19 protein-coding genes and 1 tRNA gene are annotated in these 20,431 nt (G+C 32.3%); 16 read left to right on the top strand and 4 right to left on the bottom strand.

Annotated features, from left to right (window positions below; all coding sequences use genetic code 11):
* Nucleotides 1-158: 158 nt before the first annotated feature.
* The 7 genes from murC to AAGV33_RS12435 all read left to right on the top strand — a co-directional run bounded on the left by murC (nucleotide 159) and on the right by AAGV33_RS12435 (nucleotide 7,301).
* Entirely contained in the window at nucleotides 159-1,511 is a 1,353-nt protein-coding gene (gene murC / locus AAGV33_RS12465) for a UDP-N-acetylmuramate--L-alanine ligase (RefSeq protein ID WP_373392354.1), read from the top strand.
* Nucleotides 1,495-2,220, top strand: coding sequence for a cell division protein FtsQ/DivIB (locus tag AAGV33_RS12460; protein ID WP_373392353.1), 726 nt, complete (start codon nucleotides 1,495-1,497; stop codon nucleotides 2,218-2,220). Before murC ends, AAGV33_RS12460 begins: the two co-directional genes overlap by 17 nt.
* A gap of 6 nt (nucleotides 2,221-2,226) precedes the next feature.
* Nucleotides 2,227-3,606: a cell division protein FtsA gene (gene ftsA, locus AAGV33_RS12455; RefSeq protein WP_373392352.1), complete on the top strand. Its 1,380-nt coding sequence runs from the start codon at nucleotides 2,227-2,229 to the stop codon at nucleotides 3,604-3,606.
* A gap of 51 nt (nucleotides 3,607-3,657) precedes the next feature.
* Complete coding sequence (ftsZ, locus tag AAGV33_RS12450) at nucleotides 3,658-5,610, top strand: cell division protein FtsZ (RefSeq protein WP_373392351.1); 1,953 nt, start codon at nucleotides 3,658-3,660, stop codon at nucleotides 5,608-5,610.
* Nucleotides 5,611-5,793: 183 nt separating this feature from the next.
* Nucleotides 5,794-6,243, top strand: coding sequence for a GatB/YqeY domain-containing protein (locus AAGV33_RS12445; protein WP_373392350.1), 450 nt, complete (start codon nucleotides 5,794-5,796; stop codon nucleotides 6,241-6,243).
* An 80-nt stretch (nucleotides 6,244-6,323) separates the two neighbouring features.
* Nucleotides 6,324-6,397, top strand: a tRNA-Arg gene (locus AAGV33_RS12440).
* 88 nt (nucleotides 6,398-6,485) lie between these two features.
* Nucleotides 6,486-7,301, top strand: a complete 816-nt coding sequence (locus AAGV33_RS12435; protein ID WP_373392349.1) for a zinc-dependent peptidase — start codon at nucleotides 6,486-6,488, stop codon at nucleotides 7,299-7,301.
* 38 nt (nucleotides 7,302-7,339) lie between these two features.
* On the opposite strand, the gene rpe is transcribed toward AAGV33_RS12435, so the two are convergent.
* The 3 genes from rpe to AAGV33_RS12420 form a co-directional block, all read right to left on the bottom strand.
* A complete protein-coding gene (gene rpe / locus AAGV33_RS12430; protein WP_373392348.1) occupies nucleotides 7,340-8,005 on the bottom strand; it encodes a ribulose-phosphate 3-epimerase in 666 nt (221 codons plus the stop codon).
* Between the two features lie 98 nt (nucleotides 8,006-8,103).
* Nucleotides 8,104-8,967 (bottom strand): sigma-70 family RNA polymerase sigma factor, encoded by an 864-nt coding sequence (locus tag AAGV33_RS12425; protein ID WP_007804760.1) that lies wholly within the window; start codon nucleotides 8,965-8,967, stop codon nucleotides 8,104-8,106.
* Nucleotides 8,968-9,290: 323 nt separating this feature from the next.
* The gene (locus tag AAGV33_RS12420; RefSeq protein ID WP_373392347.1) at nucleotides 9,291-10,820 is read right to left on the bottom strand and encodes a helicase HerA-like domain-containing protein; all 1,530 of its coding nucleotides are present in this window, start codon (nucleotides 10,818-10,820) and stop codon (nucleotides 9,291-9,293) included.
* 380 nt (nucleotides 10,821-11,200) lie between these two features.
* Here AAGV33_RS12420 and AAGV33_RS12415 point away from each other — a divergent pair, with 380 nt between their 5' ends.
* From AAGV33_RS12415 to AAGV33_RS12385, 7 genes are all read left to right on the top strand, one after another.
* Nucleotides 11,201-12,019 (top strand): MotA/TolQ/ExbB proton channel family protein, encoded by an 819-nt coding sequence (locus AAGV33_RS12415; protein ID WP_373392346.1) that lies wholly within the window; start codon nucleotides 11,201-11,203, stop codon nucleotides 12,017-12,019.
* 42 nt (nucleotides 12,020-12,061) lie between these two features.
* Nucleotides 12,062-12,685, top strand: a complete 624-nt coding sequence (locus AAGV33_RS12410) for an ExbD/TolR family protein (protein WP_373392345.1) — start codon at nucleotides 12,062-12,064, stop codon at nucleotides 12,683-12,685.
* Nucleotides 12,686-12,704: 19 nt separating this feature from the next.
* Complete coding sequence (locus tag AAGV33_RS12405) at nucleotides 12,705-13,256, top strand: ExbD/TolR family protein (RefSeq protein ID WP_373392344.1); 552 nt, start codon at nucleotides 12,705-12,707, stop codon at nucleotides 13,254-13,256.
* A gap of 40 nt (nucleotides 13,257-13,296) precedes the next feature.
* Complete coding sequence (locus tag AAGV33_RS12400; RefSeq protein ID WP_373392343.1) at nucleotides 13,297-14,112, top strand: energy transducer TonB; 816 nt, start codon at nucleotides 13,297-13,299, stop codon at nucleotides 14,110-14,112.
* Between the two features lie 232 nt (nucleotides 14,113-14,344).
* Nucleotides 14,345-15,256, top strand: a complete 912-nt coding sequence (locus tag AAGV33_RS12395) for a PstS family phosphate ABC transporter substrate-binding protein (protein ID WP_373392342.1) — start codon at nucleotides 14,345-14,347, stop codon at nucleotides 15,254-15,256.
* 46 nt (nucleotides 15,257-15,302) lie between these two features.
* Nucleotides 15,303-16,973 (top strand): tetratricopeptide repeat protein, encoded by a 1,671-nt coding sequence (locus AAGV33_RS12390; protein ID WP_373392341.1) that lies wholly within the window; start codon nucleotides 15,303-15,305, stop codon nucleotides 16,971-16,973.
* 125 nt (nucleotides 16,974-17,098) lie between these two features.
* Complete coding sequence (locus tag AAGV33_RS12385; RefSeq protein WP_373392340.1) at nucleotides 17,099-17,731, top strand: 7-carboxy-7-deazaguanine synthase QueE; 633 nt, start codon at nucleotides 17,099-17,101, stop codon at nucleotides 17,729-17,731.
* Nucleotides 17,732-17,771: 40 nt separating this feature from the next.
* Here AAGV33_RS12385 and AAGV33_RS12380 read toward each other — a convergent pair whose 3' ends face one another.
* On the bottom strand, nucleotides 17,772-18,479 hold the full coding sequence (locus AAGV33_RS12380; protein ID WP_373392339.1) for a class I SAM-dependent methyltransferase: 708 nt from the start codon (nucleotides 18,477-18,479) through the stop codon (nucleotides 17,772-17,774).
* Between the two features lie 63 nt (nucleotides 18,480-18,542).
* On the opposite strand from AAGV33_RS12380, the gene AAGV33_RS12375 reads away from it, so the two are divergent.
* Together AAGV33_RS12375 and AAGV33_RS12370 are read left to right on the top strand one after the other, a co-directional pair.
* Nucleotides 18,543-19,037 carry a YkgJ family cysteine cluster protein gene (locus AAGV33_RS12375; RefSeq protein WP_373392338.1) on the top strand — a complete coding sequence of 165 codons (495 nt, stop codon included), beginning with the start codon at nucleotides 18,543-18,545 and terminating at the stop codon, nucleotides 19,035-19,037.
* A gap of 51 nt (nucleotides 19,038-19,088) precedes the next feature.
* A complete protein-coding gene (locus AAGV33_RS12370; RefSeq protein WP_373392337.1) occupies nucleotides 19,089-20,324 on the top strand; it encodes an ABC transporter permease in 1,236 nt (411 codons plus the stop codon).
* The last annotated feature ends 107 nt before the right edge of the window (nucleotides 20,325-20,431 follow it).

The following is a 20,431-nucleotide window of genomic DNA, read 5'->3' as shown; positions in this document are numbered from 1 at the left end:
TACAAAAAAAAAATAATAAAAAATTCAACGACAATTGGGTAGTGAAAATGCAACTCAAGTTTTTGAATATTGAACTTATAAGAACGAAATTAGAATAATTAATCCGATCGCGATGTCAGTTTGAATTTTGACATTGATATTGACATTGAAATTGAAAAATGAATTTAAACCAAATACATAACGTCTATTTTATTGGTATCGGTGGTATCGGTATGAGTGCTTTGGCGCGCTATTTTAAGTATATTGGAAAACAAGTTTCTGGTTATGACAAAACACCAACAATTTTAACGAATGAGTTAATTGAAAGTGGAATTGATATTCATTTTGATGATGATATTAGCTTAATTCCTAAAGATTATTTTGTCGAAAATACCTTAGTTATTATTACGCCAGCAGTTCCAAAAACACATGCGGAATGGAATTTCTTTTTAGAACGTGATTATCAGGTTAAAAAAAGAGCAGAAGTTTTAGGAATAATTACTAAGGATACTTTTTGTTTTGCAGTGGCAGGAACACATGGAAAAACAACAACATCTAGTATTTTAGGTCATATTTTGCATGAAAGTGGTGCTGATGTTACGGCTTTTATTGGAGGAATTGTAGAGAATTATAATTCAAATTTAATTGGAAGTGGGAAAACCGTAACGGTTGTTGAAGCAGATGAATTTGATCGTTCCTTTTTGCATTTGCATCCAGATATTGCTTGTGTGACTTCAATGGATGCGGATCATTTGGATATTTATGGAACAAGTGATGCAATTAAAGAATCGTTTACAGAATTTGCAAATAAAGTAGAAGATAAAAGAAGGTTGTTTATTACTACTGATTTGCCTCTTTCGGGAGTTTCGGTAGGAGTTAATGAAGAAGCGGTATATAATGCTTTTAATATCAGAATAGAAAATGGTAGCTATGTTTTTGATGTGCAAACACCTACTACTATTTTAAAAGATTTTCGTTTTGGTTTACCAGGAAGACATAATTTGATGAATGCTTTAATGGCTCTTGCGATGGCTGTAAATTTCGGTACCCCAACCGATGCAATTGCAAAAGCCTTAGCTTCATTCAAAGGAATAAGAAGACGTTTTTCATACCAAATTAGAACTGAAAATTTAATTTATATTGATGATTATGCGCATCATCCAACTGAAATAAATGCAGTGCACCAAGCGGTGCGAGAATTGTATCCAAATAAAAAAGTTTTGGCTGTTTTTCAACCGCATTTGTTTAGTAGAACAAAAGATTTTGCAGATGATTTTGCAAAGAGTCTTTCGCAATTTGATGAAGTATTGTTGATGGATATTTATCCAGCTAGAGAATTACCTATGGAAGGAGTAACTTCGGAATGGTTGTTGTCTAAAATGGATAATGAGAATAAAAAAATAGTTTCGAAAAAAGATTTAATAGCAATGATGTTGAAAAGTGACGCTCCAGTTGTAGTAACAATTGGTGCGGGCGATATAGGTGAAATGGTGGGAGCAATTAAAATAGCTTTAGATGAAAAAAATATTTAATTGGACAAATATCAGATTAATCCTAATGCTAGGACTGGTGGTTTTTCTTTTTTCATTCACTTTAAAGCGAAATGAAAAACGAAAAGTAACTAAAATCGACGTTGTTTTTGTAGGAGAAAACAATCTTTTTATTAAACCTGAAACGGTTAATAAATTGTTAATAGAAAATAAGGGTAACCCCTTAGGCATTGGAAAAGATAAATTAGATTTGAATAAGCTGGAAAGAAAGCTCAATTCAAATGCGATGATTGACGAATCAGATGTTTTTGTAAGTATTGATGGCGTTCTAAAAGCGGTTGTAAAGCAAAAGACTCCTGTAGCCAGAGTGGTTGATGATTTAGAATCTTTTTATATTGATTATAAGGGAGGTAAGATGCCATTATCGGATAATTTTACAGCTAGAGTTCCTCTGGTTTCGGGTAATTTTAATACTCAAAATACAGAAAAATTAGCACAATTGTTTCGGGTGATTCATGAAGATGACTTTTTGAAAAAAAACATCATTGCGATTCAGGTTATGCCTAATGCTAGCTTAAAAATGTTCAATAGGAATTACGATTACCAGATTGAGTTTGGTAGTATGATGAATTTTGAAACAAAATTTAAGAACTATAAAGCTTTTTTTCAAAAAGCAGTTTTAGATAGTACATTGTATAAATATAAGAAGATTGACCTCAGGTTTACAAAACAAGTAGTTTGCACTAAATAATAGAAAATGGAAAAAGAGAATATTGCAGTAGGTCTAGATATAGGGACAACCAAAATCGTTGCCATGATAGGCAAGAAAAATGAGTATGGTAAGTTAGAAATTTTGGGTGTTGGAAAATCCAAAAGTCTAGGTGTGGCTAGAGGAGTGGTTAATAATATTACACAAACCATTCAATCTATTCAGCAAGCAATTAATGAAGCAGAAACAAATTCAGGTTATAAAATTAAAGATGTTGTTGTAGGGATTGCAGGTCAGCACATTCGTAGTATTCAACATACGGATTACATCAGCAGAAGTAATCCAGAAGAAGTAATAGGTGGAAATGACATTCAATTACTGATTGATCAGGTTAATAAATTGGCGATGTTACCAGGGGAAGAAATTATTCACGTTTTACCTCAGGAATTTAAAATAGACGGACAATCTGAAATAAAAGAGCCAATCGGAATGTATGGTGGACGACTAGAATCTAGTTTTCACGTTGTAGTAGGTCAGGCATCGTCTATACGTAACGTAGGACGTTGTATTCAGAGTTCGGGTATCGAATTATCAGGTTTGACTTTAGAACCATTAGCTTCTTCTGATGCGGTTTTGAGCCAGGAAGAAAAAGAAGCAGGAGTGGCGCTAATTGACATTGGTGGAGGAACAACTGATTTGGCTATTTTTAAAGATGGAATTATTCGTCATACCGCAGTAATCCCTTTTGGAGGAAATGTAATTACTGATGATATCAAAGAAGGCTGTTCTATTATCGAAAAACAGGCTGAATTGTTGAAAGTAAAATTTGGTTCGGCTTGGCCAGGAGAAAATAAAGACAACGAGATTGTTTCTATTCCAGGATTAAGAGGAAGAGAACCAAAGGAGATTTCGTTAAAAAATCTATCAAAAATTATTCATGCTCGTGTAGTAGAAATAATTGAGCAAGTTTTTACAGAAGTAAAAGCTTATGGTCATGAAGATCCAAGAAAAAAATTAATTGCTGGAATTGTACTTACTGGTGGTGGTGCTCAATTGAAACATATCAAACAATTAGTAGAATACATCACAGGAATGGATACTAGAATTGGATATCCTAATGAGCATTTAGCAGGTAATTCAGATGAAGAATTTTCTAGTCCTTTATATGCAACAGCAGTGGGATTAGTTATGAATAGTATTTGTAATAATACACAAAGCGCTATTAGAAAAGAAGAGGTTGTTGCCCAAAGAGCAGTTTATTATCGCGAACCAGTTGTTGAAACTGTAGAGCGATATGAACAAGAAGTAGAACAGCTAGAATCACAAAGTTATTCTAAAAAAGAAGAATCAACAGGAGAGAAAATTAAACGTTCATTTTTTGATCGTTATGTTGATAAGATTAAAGATTTTTTAGATAACGCAGAGTAGTAAGAGAAGAAGAATAAAGACAAAATAAATTAATATCAAATACCAAATAATATGATGAGCAACTCAGAATTTGGAAGCATTTCATTTGATTTACCCAAAAATCAATCAAATGTTATAAAAGTAATAGGTGTAGGTGGAGGAGGAAGTAATGCAATTAATCACATGTTCAAGCAAGGAATCAAAGGAGTTGATTTTATTGTTTGTAACACTGATTCTCAAGCATTACAAAATAGTTCAGTTCCTAATAAGATTCAATTAGGGGTTAATCTAACAGAAGGTCTTGGTGCTGGAGCAAATCCAGATGTAGGACAACAATCAGCCATAGAAAGTATTGCTGATATCGAAAAGATGTTAGATCGTAATACTAAAATGGTTTTTATAACAGCTGGAATGGGTGGTGGTACCGGAACTGGTGCAGCACCTGTAATCGCACAATTATCTAAAGAAAGAGAAATTCTTACTGTAGGTATTGTAACCTTGCCGTTTACTTTCGAGGGGAAAGTGCGTCAGGAGCAAGCGCTTATTGGAATTGAAAAATTGCGTAAACAAGTCGATTCATTAATTGTTATCAATAATAACAAATTAAGAGAAGTATATGGAAATCTTGGTTTTAAAGCAGGATTCTCAAAAGCTGATGAAGTTTTGGCAACAGCCTCAAGAGGAATTGCCGAAGTAATTACGCATCACTATACTCAAAATATCGATTTACGTGATGCTAAAACCGTATTAGCAAATAGCGGAACAGCTATCATGGGTTCATCTGTAGCTTCAGGTGAAAACAGAGCTAAAGAAGCTATTATTGCTGCTTTAGATTCTCCGTTATTAAATGACAATAAAATTACAGGAGCCAAAAACGTATTGTTGCTCATCGTTTCTGGATCAAACGAAATTACCTTAGATGAAATTGGTGAAATTAATGACCACATTCAAAGTGAAGCAGGTTATAACGCTAATATCATCATGGGAGTTGGTGAAGATGATACATTAGGTGATGCTGTTGCTGTGACTATCATTGCAACTGGATTTGATATTGAACAACAAAACGGAATTGTAAATACAGAACCAAAAAAAATCATTCACACGTTGGAAGATGAGCAAAGAAGTGTTCATAATCTAAGTAATAATACAGTTGCAGGTTTTGATTTAAATATCGATAATCCAGTAAATAAAACGGAAGATAGAGTAGTTTTTGATTTAATTGATGAAGAAGAAGTGGTTGCTACTGCTCCAGCTCCAATCGTTCCGGTTGAGGGAAACGAAGAATTGATGGCAATGTCTGAATTTATTAAAAATATAGATGTTACTTTCGAAATAGTTTCGCCAATTAAAGAAGAAGAATTTACATTTTCGACACCAAAAGTAGAAGAAGTAAAACAACAACTAATTATTGAGCAACCAAAAGCAATCGAAAAACAAGAACAAACTTCTATTTCTTTTGATATGCCTTTGTTTAAACCAGAGCCAGTTCAGGAAAAAGAAGAAAAAGTATTTTTTGAATTGACAAATGAAACCAAAGAGATAAAAGTCAATCAAGCAGTACAATTTGTACCAGTTACTGAGTTGTCTGACAAAGGAATTATCAAGTATTCTCTTGAAGAATATATGGATGCTGAAAATGAATTATTAGCTTCAAAACCAGTTTCAAAAGTGGTAGAAGAAGTAATTCCAGAGGAGTTAAACATTACTATGAAAAAAGTAGAAATAGCTCCAGAAGATTTTTCAAATGCTGAAGATATTTCTCCTATTGAGATGACAATTGAAGAAACTTTGCGTTTAAGAGCCGATGAAAGAAGAAAAAAATTAAAAGAATTTAATTATAAATTTCATAATAACGTTTCTAAGATTGATGAGTACGAAAAAGAACCTGCTTACAAAAGATTAGGTATCGATATTTCTAACAATCAAACTAACAATGCTAACTCAAGAATTTCAGTAGGAACAGATAGTAATAACGATTTACAATTGCGTTCTAATAATTCTTATTTGCATGATAATGTAGATTAGTGAACTTAATTTCATAGATAATAACCCGAAAATTGCATTTAATTTTCGGGTTATTTTTTTTACCTTCGCACGGAGTTTAAGTCAAAGGAAATGCTTTTTAAAAAGTATTTCTATCTTATCAAATTCGATTTATTCAAAACAATATCAAACAAAGCAGTTATTGCTTATTAATAAAAAACACAAATGAGTTTATCAACACAAATCATGGATGAAATGAAAACAGCCATGAAAGCCAAAGATACTGTAGCATTAGAAGCTTTAAGAGCCATAAAATCAGAATTACTTTTAGCACAAACGGCATCAGGTTCTAAAGAAGAAATTTCAGAAGACGAAGAGGTTAAATTGTTGCAACGTTTGGTAAAAACACGTAAAGAAAGCGCTAGAATTTTTACGGAACAAAATCGTCCTGATTTAGTTGGGCCTGAATTAGCTCAGGTAGCTGTAATTGAAAAATTCTTGCCAGCTCAATTAAGTGAAGAAGAAATTGAAGCTGTAATTGCTAAAATCATTGCCGAAACTGGAGCATCTGGAATTGCTTCTATGGGAAAAGTAATGGGATTAGCTTCGGCTCAACTAGGCGGAACTGCTGAAGGAAAAACAGTTTCTACTATTGTAAAAAAATTATTGGTTTAAATTCCAAAATAAAAATTCCAAATTTCAATTGGATGTAATAACAATATTGGGATTTGGAATTTAAAAAATTTATATTTTTTGACTGCGTAGTTCAACTGGATAGAATATCAGATTTCGGCTCTGAGGGTTGGGGGTTCGAACCCCTCCGCGGTCACAATTTTAAAGCTTCAAAATAATCAAGTAAGATTGGTTGTTTTTGAGGCTTTTTATTTTAAATTGTGTCCAATTATAAAATCAATTTAATGGAGTTCGATATACTATTTCAATTTTTTGTGCTTCTTGTTTTTGGAATACTTGCTCTTCTGTTGATTGTGTTTAGGATTATTGAACCTGCTTATGTTTTAATCTTTAAAAAACCGTTGTTTTTGCATATTTATCCTTTGTTGAAAAAGTTGAATGACGAGCAAAAAGTGATTTTAGAAAATCATTTCCCTTTTTACAATCGGCTTAGTTTAAAAAAGAAAAAGTATTTTGAACATAGAGTAAAAGAATTTATAAGTAAATATGAGTTTGTGGGTAAGGATATAGAAATTACCGAATTCATGAAAATACTTATTGCTGGAACTTATGTAATGTTAACTTTCGGGTTGAGGAAATATCTAGTTGAATTATTTTTAAGAATAGTTATTTACCCGTCCAGTTATTATTCGTCTTCAAATGATGCGTATCATAAAGGAGAATTTAATCCCAGAATGAAATCAGTTGTTTTTTCATGGGAAGATTATATTTTAGGACATGAGACTTCCAATGATAATATTAATTTAGGATTGCATGAATTTGCTCATGCACTGCATTTTCATTGTTTGAAGAGTAATGACCCTAGTGCAGTTATTTTTTATGATGAGTTTAATAAAAGTATGCAATATTATAAAGATGAATTTCTGAATAATGAATTGCGTTCCAAAGGTTATTTTAGATTGTATGCTTATCAAAACCAATTCGAATTTTTAGCTGTAATTCTAGAGCATTTTTTTGAGACACCAAATGTTTTTAAAAAGCAGCATCCTGAATTATTTAAAATTATCGTAAAGATGATTAATTTTGAAGAAAAGGTTTAAAAATAAGAAAGTCCCAATTAAGGGACTTTTTTAGTTTTTTATAATGTGGTGATTTTCTTTAAATCGGCTACTGTTGCAATTGGATCGGTAGCGCCAAAAACGTAACTTCCTGCTACAAGAACGTCAGCACCTGCTTCTACTAGTTGAGCAGCATTTTTATTAGTAACACCACCGTCAATTTCGATAAGTGTTGAAGCTCCTTTTTTATTAATTAAAGCTTTTAGTTTTCTGATTTTATCGTAAGTATTTTCAATGAAAGATTGTCCTCCAAAACCAGGATTTACACTCATGATACAAACCAGGTCAATGTCATTGATTACATCTTCTAATAAATCAACATTGGTATGTGGATTCAAAGCTACTCCTGCTTTCATTCCTTCGGCTTTGATGGCTTGTAAGGTTCTATGTAAATGAGTAGTTGCTTCAAGGTGAACTGTAAGTACATCAGCTCCTAGTTTTTTGAAAGTGCTAATGTATCTGTCTGGGTCAACAATCATCAAGTGTACGTCGATAGTTTTTGTAGCGTGTCTTTTAATTGCTTCTAAAACTGGCATTCCAAAAGAAATGTTAGGAACAAAAACGCCATCCATGATGTCAATGTGAAACCAGTCTGCCTCACTAGCATTAATCATTTTGATGTCGCGTTCCAGATTAGCAAAATCAGCAGCTAATACTGATGGGGCAATAAGTGTATTCTTTTTCATTTAATTCAAATTCTATTTTTTTTGAGACAAAATTTCAAATAAAAAATTCCAAATCCCAATCTTGAGAATCGGAATTTGGAATTTTATGTTTTTGGAATTTATCCAAGGTATGTTTTTAAGATTTTACTTCTAGAAGTATGTTTTAATCTACGGATTGCTTTTTCTTTAATTTGACGAACACGCTCACGAGTTAAGTCGAAAGTTTCTCCAATTTCTTCTAAAGTCATTGGGTGTTGATCGCCAAGACCAAAATACAAACGAACAACATCTGCCTCACGAGGAGTTAATGTTTCTAATGAACGCTCGATTTCAGTACGCAATGATTCGTGGATTAATTCTCGGTCTGGATTTGGAGATTCACCTGAACGTAAAACGTCATAAAGGTTAGAATCTTCTCCTTCAACAAGAGGGGCATCCATAGATAAATGACGACCAGAGTTTTTCATAGACTCTTTTACATCATTTACTGTCATATCTAGTTCTTTTGCAATTTCTTCAGCAGAAGGTGGGCGCTCATTAGATTGTTCTAATAAAGCGTACATTTTGTTGATTTTATTGATAGAACCAATTTTATTTAAAGGTAAACGTACAATACGAGATTGTTCTGCTAAAGCCTGAAGAATCGATTGACGAATCCACCAAACAGCATACGAGATGAATTTAAAACCACGTGTTTCATCAAAACGTTGAGCCGCTTTAATTAAACCTAAGTTTCCTTCGTTAATTAAATCGGGAAGCGTTAATCCTTGGTTTTGATATTGTTTTGCTACCGAAACAACGAAACGTAAATTGGCTTTCGTCAATTTTTCAAGAGCTCTTTGGTCTCCAGCTTTGATACGTTGCGCTAATTCTACTTCTTCGTCAGCAGTAATAAGGTCAACTTTTCCAATTTCTTGTAAATATTTGTCTAATGAAGCAGTTTCACGATTGGTAACCTGCTTGGTGATTTTAAGTTGTCTCATGATGTTTTTGTCACAATTTTTATAGTGTACAGATGGTTATACGTACGAACTAGATAAAAAGTTACAAGTTTTTGAAAATAATTTATTTAATTCCAGTATTTGTATTTTACCATATTGGTTATTTGTTGTTTTTTAGTGACTTATATAGCCATTTTTATACTTGTAAAATTTTAGAAGTATATCTATTAGCAAAAGCAAATTATTGATTTAAAATAAATTTGTTGACTAAAGTTAATGTCAATTGAAACAACAGGATGATATTTTTTTAAAGATTAAATGGTTTTGAAAAAAGAAAGGCTATACTGTTTTTAATAAAACTAAAATTATTTTTTTCTTAGAATTTTAGAAAGAATTCCAAAAGCTCCTCTTATAAAGGTAGCGCTGGTAAGTACTTTTAAAACCGATTTCCCTACAACTTCTGTGGTACTCGGTTCTTGTTTGCTAGAACTTCTGGTTTGCGATGCTTTTTTTTCTGCTTCTTTAATATTTTCTTCTTCACTGTGAGTAATTTTCTTGTTCAGTATTTCATAGGCACTTTCGCGATCAATATTTTCACTGTATTTTTTTACCAATTTAGATTTTATGTTGATCTCTTGGATTTCGCTTTCAGTTAAAACGTCCATTCTACTCATTGGAGCTCGTAGCATAGTTGCTGCTAATGGTGTTGGAATTCCTTTTTCGTTTAAAGCGGTTACTAAAGCTTCTCCAATTCCAAGACTAGTTAGTATTTCGCTGGTATTGTAAAATTCGGAACTAGGATAATTATCAGCAGTTTGCTTGATGGCTTGTCTGTCCTTGGCAGTAAAAGCTCTTAGTGCGTGTTGAATTTTAAGACCTAATTGGGCTAATATTCCACTAGGAACATCCATTGGGTTTTGAGTAATAAAGTAAATTCCAATTCCTTTTGAGCGTATTAATTTTACGATAGTTTCAATTTGTTCCAATAATACTTTACTGGCTTCTTTGAAGATTAAATGGGCTTCATCAATAAAAATAACTAATTCTGGTTGGTCTGCATCTCCTTTTTCAGGCATTTGCTGATAAATTTCAGCAAGTAAACTAAGCATGAAAGTAGAGAATAATTTAGGTTTATCTTGAATATCTGTCAAACGAAGAATGTTTACGTAACCTTTTCCGTTTTCATCAATTCGCATTAAATCATCAATATCAAATGATAATTCTCCAAAAAAGAGTTCTGCTCCTTGTTGTTCTAATTCGATAATTTTTCTCAGAATAATTCCTGTTGTCGAAGTCGATATTTTGCCATAACTGGCTGTGATTTCTTTTTTGCCTTCCTCGGTGATGTAATTAATCACTTTTTTGAAATCTTTCAGGTCGAGTAATGGCATATTCTTGTCGTCACAATATTTAAATATAATGGAGACAACACCTGCTTGAGTATCGTTTAAATCCAGGATTCGAGAGAATAAAACAGGACCAAATTCAGAAACTGTTGCTCGCAAACGAACACCACTTTGTTCAGATAAGCTTAAGAGTTCTACTGGAAAACTAGTCGTTTGATATGGGATATTGATTTTGTTGTGTCTTTCGGTTATGAATGATTTTTCTTCTCCTTCTTTAGCAATACCACTAAAATCTCCTTTAATATCCATCATTAAAACGGGAATTCCAAAGGAAGATAATTGCTCAGACAAGACTTGAATGGTCTTAGTTTTTCCTGTTCCAGTTGCTCCAGCAATCAATCCGTGTCTATTTAATGTCTTTAAAGGTATTTTTACATGGGCATTATTTAAAGTTTCTCCGTCTAAAATAGCTCCACCTAATAATATGCTTTCACCTTTGGATTGGTATCCTTGAATGATGTGTTGGGTAAATTTTTCGCTTTTATTCATAATAACTACGGTTATTTTGAGGTTATGTAATTATATTATTAATGCTGTTTAAGGTTAGTTATTTAATATTTACTGTAATTTTAAGCCTTTTTTTTTGTTAAATGTTAAAAAAAAGTATTTTTTATCCAAAAGAATCAGATGTTGAAATATTGCTGTATAAAATCACAAATTAATAAATTTTTTTATCAATATCTTTGATTTTTTATGATGATATTGATAAAAAAACAATCTTAATGTTTTTTAAACATCAGTTTACAATTGATTAATTTGAATATAACGAAAAAAAATTTTTTTATTTGAACTAAACATATAAATTTGCGGGACTACAAGTTAATTATAACTATATTAAATTATTTAAAACTATTAAAATTTAAAAAAAAATGGCAAACGTTAAAAAAGAAAGCAGTTCAAAAGGAGGAGGAATGATTTCAGGAATCATTATTTTATTGTGTGTAGGTGTAGGAGTTGTGATTTGGAAATTTGTAATGGGTTCACCTGCTAACTTTGAGGGAGGAAATCCAGAAACTGGTCATCCAATTAATGCTTTAGGACAAGTATATCATGGAGGTGCAATTGTACCTGTATTATTAGGAATGTTATTGATGGTTCTTGTTTTTTCTATTGAGAGATATTTTGTAATTACTAAAGCTGCTGGAAAAGCAAATTTGGATGTTTTTATGTTGAATGTACAAACAAGTATTAAAGAAGGACGTATTGAAGAAGCTATTGCTGCTTGTGATAAACAACAAGGTTCAGTTGCAAATGCAATTAAATCAGCATTAATTAAATATCAAGACGTTAAGAAAGAAGGATTCAATAGTGAAGAAGCTTCTGAAACTATTCATAAAGAAATCGAAGAGGCTACGTCACTTGAAATGCCAATGTTGCAAAAAAATATGACTATCATTTCTTCTTTAGTATCTTTAGGTACCCTTATCGGTTTGTTAGGAACAGTATCTGGTATGATTAAAGCATTTGGTGCATTAGCTTCTGCTGGTACTCCTGATCAAGCAGCTCTTGCAAGTGGTATTTCTGAGGCACTTATTAATACTGCAACTGGTATTGGAACTTCTGCTGTAGCAATTATATCTTATAATTTCTTTACTTCTAAAATTGATGATTTGACTTACTCAATTGATGAGGCTGCTGTTTCAATTGTAAATACTTACAGAAGATTCAGAGGAAGTTTGAAGCAATAATTATTTTGGTATTTTATAATATCAAATTAAAAAACAAAAAGAATGGCTAAAATAAAAATAAATAAAAATCCGGGGTCTACAGATATGACCGCCATGTGTGATGTTGCATTCCTTTTGCTTACTTTCTTTGTTATGACTTCAACAGCTAAGATTCCTGAAGTAATGCCTGTTGATACACCAGCGTCAACAGTACAAACAAAGTTGCCTGATTCTGATTTGGCAACCTTGACAATAGGTAATGTTGATGGTGAGGATAGAGTGTTTTTTGATCTTAAAGGAAAAGACGTTCGTAAAAAAACGCTTGAATTGATGTCTGAAAAATATGGTGTAACTTTCTCAGAAGAAGATAAAGATAAGTTTGCTTTAATGACTGATTTTGGTGTGCCAATAGGAAGTTTAAAGCAAATAATCGACATGAAATCTTCCGATCGTGTAAAGGCTAATCAAACTGGTATACCAATGGATTCATTAAATAATCAATTGAAAGAGTGGGTTTACAATGCTCGTAAAGCGAATATTGAAGTGAATGATAAAGAGTTGCAGGTAGCAATAAAAGGTGATGCTAAAGAGCAATATCCTGTTATTAGAAAAGTAATGGATCTTTTGCAAGATCAAAATGTAAATACTTTTAGCTTGATAACTGGATTAAGAGGAAAAGATTTTTAATAAATAAAAATACACTAAAATGGCTGAATTAAATACCGGCGACAGTGGTGGTGGTAAAGGCGGCAAAGTAAGAAGTAAAAAGCAAAACTCGAAGGTAGATTTAACTGCCATGGTGGATTTAGCTTTCTTACTGATTACCTTCTTTATGCTTACTACTTCGTTGTCAAAACCCCAATCGATGAGTTTAGGGTTGCCAGATAAAAAACCTAAGGAAGATTCAAAAGACATGAAAGTTGATGAGAATCGTACAATGACTGTGATGTTAGGAGAAAATGATAAGATGTATTATTACATGGGAATTATCAATACTCCTATGATTCCAAAAGTTATTGCTTATGGTAAAGATGGGATACGTAAAGAGTTGTTAAAAAGAAAAAAAGAAGTTTTAGCGTATTCTACAGCAAAAGGAAGACCAGATCAAGGAATGATTGTTATCATTAAGCCTACTAAAAAATCTACTTACAAAAATGTAGTTGATATTTTAGATGAAATGGCAATTTCTTCTATTCCTATTTATACAATCAGTAATGATTTTTTGCCTGAGGAACAAAAATTGTTAGAAGGAAAATAAGAGCAATCTTGTTTTCTTAATAACCTAATAATTAAGAAAAATGAAATTAGATATATTAAAAAATTCATGGGTTGATATCGTTTTCGAGGGGCGTAATAAACTTTATGGAGCTTATGATTTAAGAAAATCTAGCGGCAAAACTTCTACTAAAGCCCTTATTATTGGTGCTTTGTTTTTTAGTTTAGCCCTTAGTGCTCCTCTTATTATCAGTATGATTCCAAAATCGCAAGATGAGGAAGAGGATTTGTCAATTAAAGAAGTTAAGCTTACTGATGTAAAGTTACCTCCAAAGAAAGTTGAGCCACCTAAATTGAATGCGCCACCACCTCCACCACCACCTCCGAAAGTAGATCAGGTGAAATTTGTTAAGCCTGTTGTGGCTAAAGCAGAAGAAGTGGTTGAAGAGCCGCCTAAGATTGTAGATTTGAAAGATAAAAAAATCGGTAATCAAACTATTAAAGGGGATCCAGATGCTGTTTTGAGTGTAGCTCCTGCCGGAACTGGTCCTAAAACGAGTCAAGTAGTTGAAGAGACTGGTGATGAGATTTATAATACTGCGGGTATCGAAGTAAAACCTGAGTTTCCAGGTGGTATGGATAAATTTTACTCTTTTGTGGGTAAAAATTACCGTACACCAGATGAAGAAGGTTTGAAAGGAAAGGTTTATGTTACTTTTGTTGTTGAAAAGGATGGTTCGTTAACGGATATCAAAGTATTAAGAGATATTGGTTATGGAACAGGGAAAGAAGCGATAAGAGTATTACAGAAATCTCCAAAATGGAATCCTGGAATTCAAAATGGAAAACCAGTTAGGGTTCTTTATTCTTTACCAATTAGTATAACATCAGGAGATTAATGCTAAAGAGATTTATTACAAATATGAAGAAGAAATCGCTTAAAGAGCGATTTCTTCTCGTTATAGCCATTTTGTTTTTCATGCTATACTTTGTTTTGGGATTAATTGTTTTGTTTATGAAGAATTTTCCAATTCGTATGCCAATGAATTATAGAATTGCTTTTGGAGTACTTTTGATGGTGTATGCTTTCATTCGCTGTTGGAGAGTTATTAATGATAATAAAGAGTAGTTATGAAAAAATTAATGTTATTCCTTTCTGTTTTTTTATTTTTTGCAATCGGTATTTTTGTTTCGTGTAAACAATCTGAATCTAAAGCTGATAAAGAATCTATTCTTAAAGGCAAGGTTGATTTATTAGTTGATGAGACTGTAAAGCCTTTACTAGAGGATCAAATAGCTGTTTTTGAAAGTGAATATGATGCTCAAATTACACTTCAGGCTAAATCCGAAAAGGAGTTAGTGCAAAAATTCCTTAAAGATACTTCTGGTATTGCTATTTTGACAAGACCTTTAAGCGAGAATGAAGCTAAGTTTTTCGAACAAATGAAGATCAAGCCTAAAACAACCAAATTTGCAACTGATGCGATTGCTTTGATTTCGAATAAAAAAGATTTGGATACTTTAATTGCAATGAAAGATGTAGTTGCTTTTTTGAAAGGGGATTTAAAAACTAAGATAAAAGGTTTGGTATTTGATAATCCAAATTCGAGTACAGTGCGCTATTTTATTACTCTTGCTGGAGTAAATGAAATTCCTACAGAGGGAGTTTATTCTTTTAAATCTAATGAGGAAGTAGTTAAGTTTGTTGCTGAAAATGATGGAATGATTGGTGTTATTGGTGTAAACTGGTTATTACAGCCTACAGTTGATATTAAGGATTATTTAACTAATATTAACGTCTTAAGTGTGCAAGGTTTAAATAAAAATTCTTATTTTGCGCCTACTCAAAACAATCTAGCCGAAGGTACTTATCCTTTGGCACGTGATTTGTTTATTGTTAATTGTCAGGGATATTCAGGATTAGGAATGGGCTTTGCTTCGTTTTTAGCTGGAGAAATTGGGCAAAGAATCGTTTTAAAATCAGGAATGTTGCCTGCGGTTATCCCTGGTAGAAAGATTTTGATAAAAAGCAGATTGAAATAATAACGAGTAAAGAAAAATGAAAATGAATAAATTAAATAAAGTTACAATGAACAATTTTAAAATTTTAAGTGTTGCACTTTTTGCTTCTGCTTCTGTGTTACATGCGCAGGATATTAATGAAGTAAAGAAACAAATTGATGCCGAGCAATATCAAAAAGCTAAAACATCTTTAAAATCTATAATAAAATCTAATCCTTCTGAGGGCAAAGCTTTTTTTCTTTTAGGAAATATATATTTGAATCAATCTGTAATTGATTCGGCAAGTATTACCTATAATGAAGGTTTGAAAGCTAAAGATGAGGCTCATTTTAATTATATTGGATTAGGTCAAATTGATTTAGAGAAAAAAGATGTAACTGCAGCAAAAGCAAAATTTGAGTCTGCAAAAAAAGAAATGCGTAAAAAAGATTATGAAGAATATGTTTATATAGCTAAAGCTTATATGAATAATTCTAATCCAGATTACAAATCAGCTCTTGCAACTTTAGAACTTGCAAAAGAGAAAAACGGAAGTGAACCACAAGTTCTTTTAGCTTTTGGTGATGCTTATTATGGAGATAAAAATCAAAACGAAGCTTTCTCAGCTTACCGTAATGCTTTTCAGGCAGATAATAGTCTAATTAGAGCAAAAGTGCAATTAGGAGTTTTATTAAAAGGAGCAAAAGCATATAAAGAAGCTGTAGCTGCATACAATGAAGTAATTGCTTTGAGTCCAAATTATGGTCCTGTTTACAGAGAATTAGCAGAAACATATTACTACTGGGCATTGAATGTTCCTGGACGTCAGGAAGAATATATGAAAGAAGCTTTGTCTTATTATGAAAAATACATGACTTTGACAGATTATTCATTGGCTTCTCGTATGCGTCATGCAGATTTCTTAATTCTTGCTAAAGATTACAAAGCTTTAGAAATTGAAGCTAATAAAATGAAAGAGTTGGATAAAGTTAATCCAAGAATCTTGAGATATTTAGGCTATGCAGCTTATGAAAATGGAAATATTGATGAAGCGATCTCTTCTTTAGAGCAGTTTATAAATGCTCCTGAGAATAAAGTGATTTCTTTAGATTACTTGTACTTAGGTCAGGCTAACATTAAAAAAGGAACTAATGCTGATGCGACTGCTGTAGATTCTACTTTGTATGCTAAAGGAATTGATTATATTAAAAAAGGAGTTGAACTTGAGCCTTCTGTAGCAGACGGATTAGGGGATTTGGGGAAAGAGTACTATGAGAAAAAAATGTTTAAAGAAGCAGCTGCAATTCTAGAAATAGCTACTTCATATAAAGAAAGCAGATCGTTTTTAATTGATAATTACTATTTAGGTAATGCAATATATTTTGATAATGCAGGAAAACCTGTTGCTGAGAGAGATACAATTGCTTTGAAAAAAGCAGATATCGCTTATGGAAATGTATTAGTAGCTTCACCTGAAACTGTTGATGCTTATGTTTCTCGTGCCAGAACAAATAGTTTATTAGAGGATGATCAAGCTATGATTAAATATTACCAAGAATATATTGATCATGTTACGGCAAAAGGTCCAGAAGAATTAGCTAAACCAACTGTAAAAGCTAAATTAATTGAAGCTTACAGTTCAATGGCTGCAGGATATGCAAATTTTGATAAGCCTAAAGCAATTGAGTTTTTTAATAAAACGCTAGCTATAGATCCTGAAAATGAATACGCAATTCAATCATTGAAAACACTTCAGTAATTGATTCTTTAAATTTACAAAGCCAGTAGAAATACTGGCTTTTTTTATGGAGTTTTGTTAAGCATTCAAGATAATTGAAGAATCTCTTTTACAAATTAGTTATCTTTGCACCCTAAATTATAAAAATGCTATCAAAAGAAATTCAATTAGAAGTGAACAAAGGTGCGATGTTGCCTTTAATGGAAGAATTTTATACTATTCAAGGGGAAGGATTTCATACTGGAACAGCGGCTTATTTTATTAGAATTGGTGGTTGCGATGTGGGTTGTCATTGGTGTGATGTAAAAGAAAGTTGGAATGCTGAATTGCATCCGCCAACTGCATTGGATGTAATTGTCGAAAATGCCAGTAAATATGCTGATACAGTAGTAGTGACAGGAGGGGAGCCATTGACTTGGGACATGACTTTGTTAACGCAAAAGTTAAAAGAAAAAAATAGAAAAGTTCATATTGAAACTTCGGGAGCTTATCCGCTTTCGGGAACCTGGGACTGGATTTGTTTGTCGCCAAAGAAAAATAAATTACCAACTCAAACTGTTTATGATAATGCACACGAATTAAAAGTGATAATTCACAACAAACATGATTTTATTTTTGCCGAAGAGCAAGCGGAATTAGTGAATGATAATGCAATATTGTTTCTTCAGCCAGAGTGGAGTAAAAAAGAAGAAATGACTCCGCTTATTGTTGATTATGTTATGAGTCATCCTAAATGGAGAGTTTCTTTACAAACGCATAAATATTTAAATATTCCTTAAAATATAAACCCGACAGTTTTAAACTTGTCGGGTTTGTTTTTTATATGGAAAGTTTTGCTAAGTAATCATAATGTTCACCTTCTAAAATTAATTCACATTGTAATCCATTGGCGAAAGCCGCATTTTGCAAAGTGTTATAGTCAAGATAAAGCCATGGGAAATAATCTTCTTTTTCGCCTTTATATGAAAGTGAAAATTCTAATTCTCCATAATAGCCATTCGCAGGAATTACGTAAGCTCCGTCTTCATCTTCGTCAAACATATAAATGATGTCGGATGAATCAATAAGAATCTGACCATTTGGTAGAAGTAAGCTTTTTAGTTTTTGTAAATATTTTGTCGTTTCTTTTAATTTGCCAAATATTCCTGTACCGTTCATTAATAATAAAATGGTATCGAACTTTTCATAAGCATCTAAATCGAGAATATTAGTCACTTTTGCGGAAGCTAAACCTCTTAATTGACAAGCTTTGATAGCGTTTTTCGAAATGTCGATAGCTGTAACATCTAAATTCCTCTTGTTTTGTAAATACAAACTATGGCTTCCTGCGCCACAACCCACATCAAGAATTTTGCCTTTAGAAAGTGATAAAGCCTTTTGCTCTAGTTTGGGCATTTCATTAAAATCACGAAATAGATAAGCGACAGACATTTTATCTTCTTCAGAAATTGAAGTTTCAGTAATTAAATTCTCTGGTGCATTGTTAGTTTGAAAATCAAGTATTGCTTTGCCAAAAAGGTCTTTCATAATTTTTTGTTTATTGTTTGGAGTTTAAAGGTTACTTTTGTTGTTCAACTTTAAATTTTAAATTTGAAACCATCTTTAAGCGAAATAGGGAAACTGGCCAAAGATAAGCATATCGAAAATAAAAAGTATTTTGATAAGCTGAAAAAGAAACCGCCAAAGAATTTAGATTATATAATGCAGGATTTACACGATGCTGAATTCAAGAAAACGGATTGCTTGGATTGTGCTAATTGTTGTAAAACTACGGGGCCATTATTTACGCTAGCCGACATTGAGCGTATTTCGAAACATTTGAGACAAAAACCACAGCAGTTTATTGAGCAATATCTTCGAATTGATGAAGATCAGGATTATGTTTTACAAAATGTACCCTGTACTTTTTTAGATACGGATAATACTTGTTTTATATATGATGTTCGTCCAAAGGCTTGTAGAGAATTTCCGCATACCGACAGAAAAAAGTTTCAGCAAATAACCGATATTACTTTAAAGAATGTGCCTATTTGTCCGGCAGCTTTTAATATAGTAGAAGAGATGAAAAAGAAATTGCCTCTTTAGTCATTTTGTCCAGATAGAATAATGTTTAACATCATTTGATACCCTATAAATTTGAACTTAGAATATTTTATAGCCAAAAGACTGATTACTGCAAAAGATAATAAAAGCAGTATTTCGGCGCCAATTATAAAAATTGCAATCTCTGCAATTGCTATCGGTATGATCATGATGATTGTTTCGGTTGCAACGGGTATTGGTTTGCAACAAAAAATTCGAGAAAAGATATCAGCTTTCAATGGTCATATCATAATTGCTAATTTTGACAATAATCAATCGGAAACCACTTTGATTCCGGTTTCTAAAAAACAGGATTTTTACCCTAAATTCAGTTCTGTTCCTGAAGTCATTCATGTACAGGCTATTGCTAGTAAGGCAGGGATTATTAGAACGGCTGATGCTTTTGAGGGAATAGTTTTTAAAGGAGTGGGTACTGATTATAGTTGGGTGAATATAAAAGAGTATTTGGTTTCGGGACGATTGCCTAATTTGTCGGAGCAACTTAATCCTGAAGTTATCATTTCTCAATATTTAGCTAATCGACTAAAATTAAAAGTAGGGGATGATTTTAATACTTTCTTTATTAAAGAAGGTCAAAATAAGTTGCCTAATATTAGAAGATTTAAAATTGTTGGCATTTTTAATTCGGGTTTTCAGGAATTTGATGCCACATTTGTATTGGGTGATATTCGACACATTCAGCGAATCAATAAATGGAGTGCTGATCAGGTAGGGGCTTTTGAGGTTTTTGTAGATGATTTTGATAATATCAATACAGTAGGGGAGAAAGTTTACGAGCACACGGGTTCTACTTTAGATTCTAAAACAATAGTAGAAAAATACAGTTATATTTTTGAATGGCTTCAATTGTTTGATTTCAATATTGTGGTTATACTTATTGTAATGATATTGGTTGCTACTATAAATATGGTAGTCGCCTTGTTGGTTTTAATTTTGGAACGAACTCAAATGATTGGAATCTTAAAAGCCATTGGTGCAAATAACTGGTCAATTAGAAAGATGTTCTTGTATAATGCCTCTTATTTAATTTTGAGAGGATTGTTTTGGGGTAATTTAATCGGTATTAGTATTCTTTTAATTCAAAAGTATTTTGGAATTATCGAACTCAATCCAGAGAATTACTATGTAAATCAGGCGCCGGTATATATTAATGTTGTTTATATAGTACTGTTAAATGTATTAACGGTGGGGGTTTGCTTTCTGGTTTTGTTGATTCCATCCTATATTATTACTAAAATTACCCCAGTCAAAGCCATCCGATTCGATTAACTAAGTGTTGATATATTATATAAAGAGACTAAAACGATATTTTATTGCTGTTTTAGTCTTTTTTTTTCATGGAGCTCTTTCCCGCTATCCGTTTCAATCTTTCATGT

It is taken from the genome of Flavobacterium magnesitis (genome assembly GCF_041729735.1).
GTDB lineage: Bacteria > Bacteroidota > Bacteroidia > Flavobacteriales > Flavobacteriaceae > Flavobacterium > Flavobacterium magnesitis.
This window is presented reverse-complemented; position numbering and strand designations above follow the sequence as displayed.

Bases quoted from the DNA above. Each gene is read 5' to 3' on its own strand.
- murC (WP_373392354.1), top strand. From the start codon at position 159: ATGAATTTAAACCAAATACATAACGTCTATTTTATTGGTATCGGTGGT.
- AAGV33_RS12460 (WP_373392353.1), top strand. From the start codon at position 1,495: ATGAAAAAAATATTTAATTGGACAAATATCAGATTAATCCTAATGCTA.
- ftsA (WP_373392352.1), top strand. From the start codon at position 2,227: ATGGAAAAAGAGAATATTGCAGTAGGTCTAGATATAGGGACAACCAAA.
- ftsZ (WP_373392351.1), top strand. From the start codon at position 3,658: ATGATGAGCAACTCAGAATTTGGAAGCATTTCATTTGATTTACCCAAA.
- AAGV33_RS12445 (WP_373392350.1), top strand. From the start codon at position 5,794: ATGAGTTTATCAACACAAATCATGGATGAAATGAAAACAGCCATGAAA.
- AAGV33_RS12435 (WP_373392349.1), top strand. From the start codon at position 6,486: ATGGAGTTCGATATACTATTTCAATTTTTTGTGCTTCTTGTTTTTGGA.
- rpe (WP_373392348.1), bottom strand. From the start codon at position 8,005: ATGAAAAAGAATACACTTATTGCCCCATCAGTATTAGCTGCTGATTTT.
- AAGV33_RS12425 (WP_007804760.1), bottom strand. From the start codon at position 8,967: ATGAGACAACTTAAAATCACCAAGCAGGTTACCAATCGTGAAACTGCT.
- AAGV33_RS12420 (WP_373392347.1), bottom strand. From the start codon at position 10,820: ATGAATAAAAGCGAAAAATTTACCCAACACATCATTCAAGGATACCAA.
- AAGV33_RS12415 (WP_373392346.1), top strand. From the start codon at position 11,201: ATGGCAAACGTTAAAAAAGAAAGCAGTTCAAAAGGAGGAGGAATGATT.
- AAGV33_RS12410 (WP_373392345.1), top strand. From the start codon at position 12,062: ATGGCTAAAATAAAAATAAATAAAAATCCGGGGTCTACAGATATGACC.
- AAGV33_RS12405 (WP_373392344.1), top strand. From the start codon at position 12,705: ATGGCTGAATTAAATACCGGCGACAGTGGTGGTGGTAAAGGCGGCAAA.
- AAGV33_RS12400 (WP_373392343.1), top strand. From the start codon at position 13,297: ATGAAATTAGATATATTAAAAAATTCATGGGTTGATATCGTTTTCGAG.
- AAGV33_RS12395 (WP_373392342.1), top strand. From the start codon at position 14,345: ATGAAAAAATTAATGTTATTCCTTTCTGTTTTTTTATTTTTTGCAATC.
- AAGV33_RS12390 (WP_373392341.1), top strand. From the start codon at position 15,303: ATGAACAATTTTAAAATTTTAAGTGTTGCACTTTTTGCTTCTGCTTCT.
- AAGV33_RS12385 (WP_373392340.1), top strand. From the start codon at position 17,099: ATGCTATCAAAAGAAATTCAATTAGAAGTGAACAAAGGTGCGATGTTG.
- AAGV33_RS12380 (WP_373392339.1), bottom strand. From the start codon at position 18,479: ATGAAAGACCTTTTTGGCAAAGCAATACTTGATTTTCAAACTAACAAT.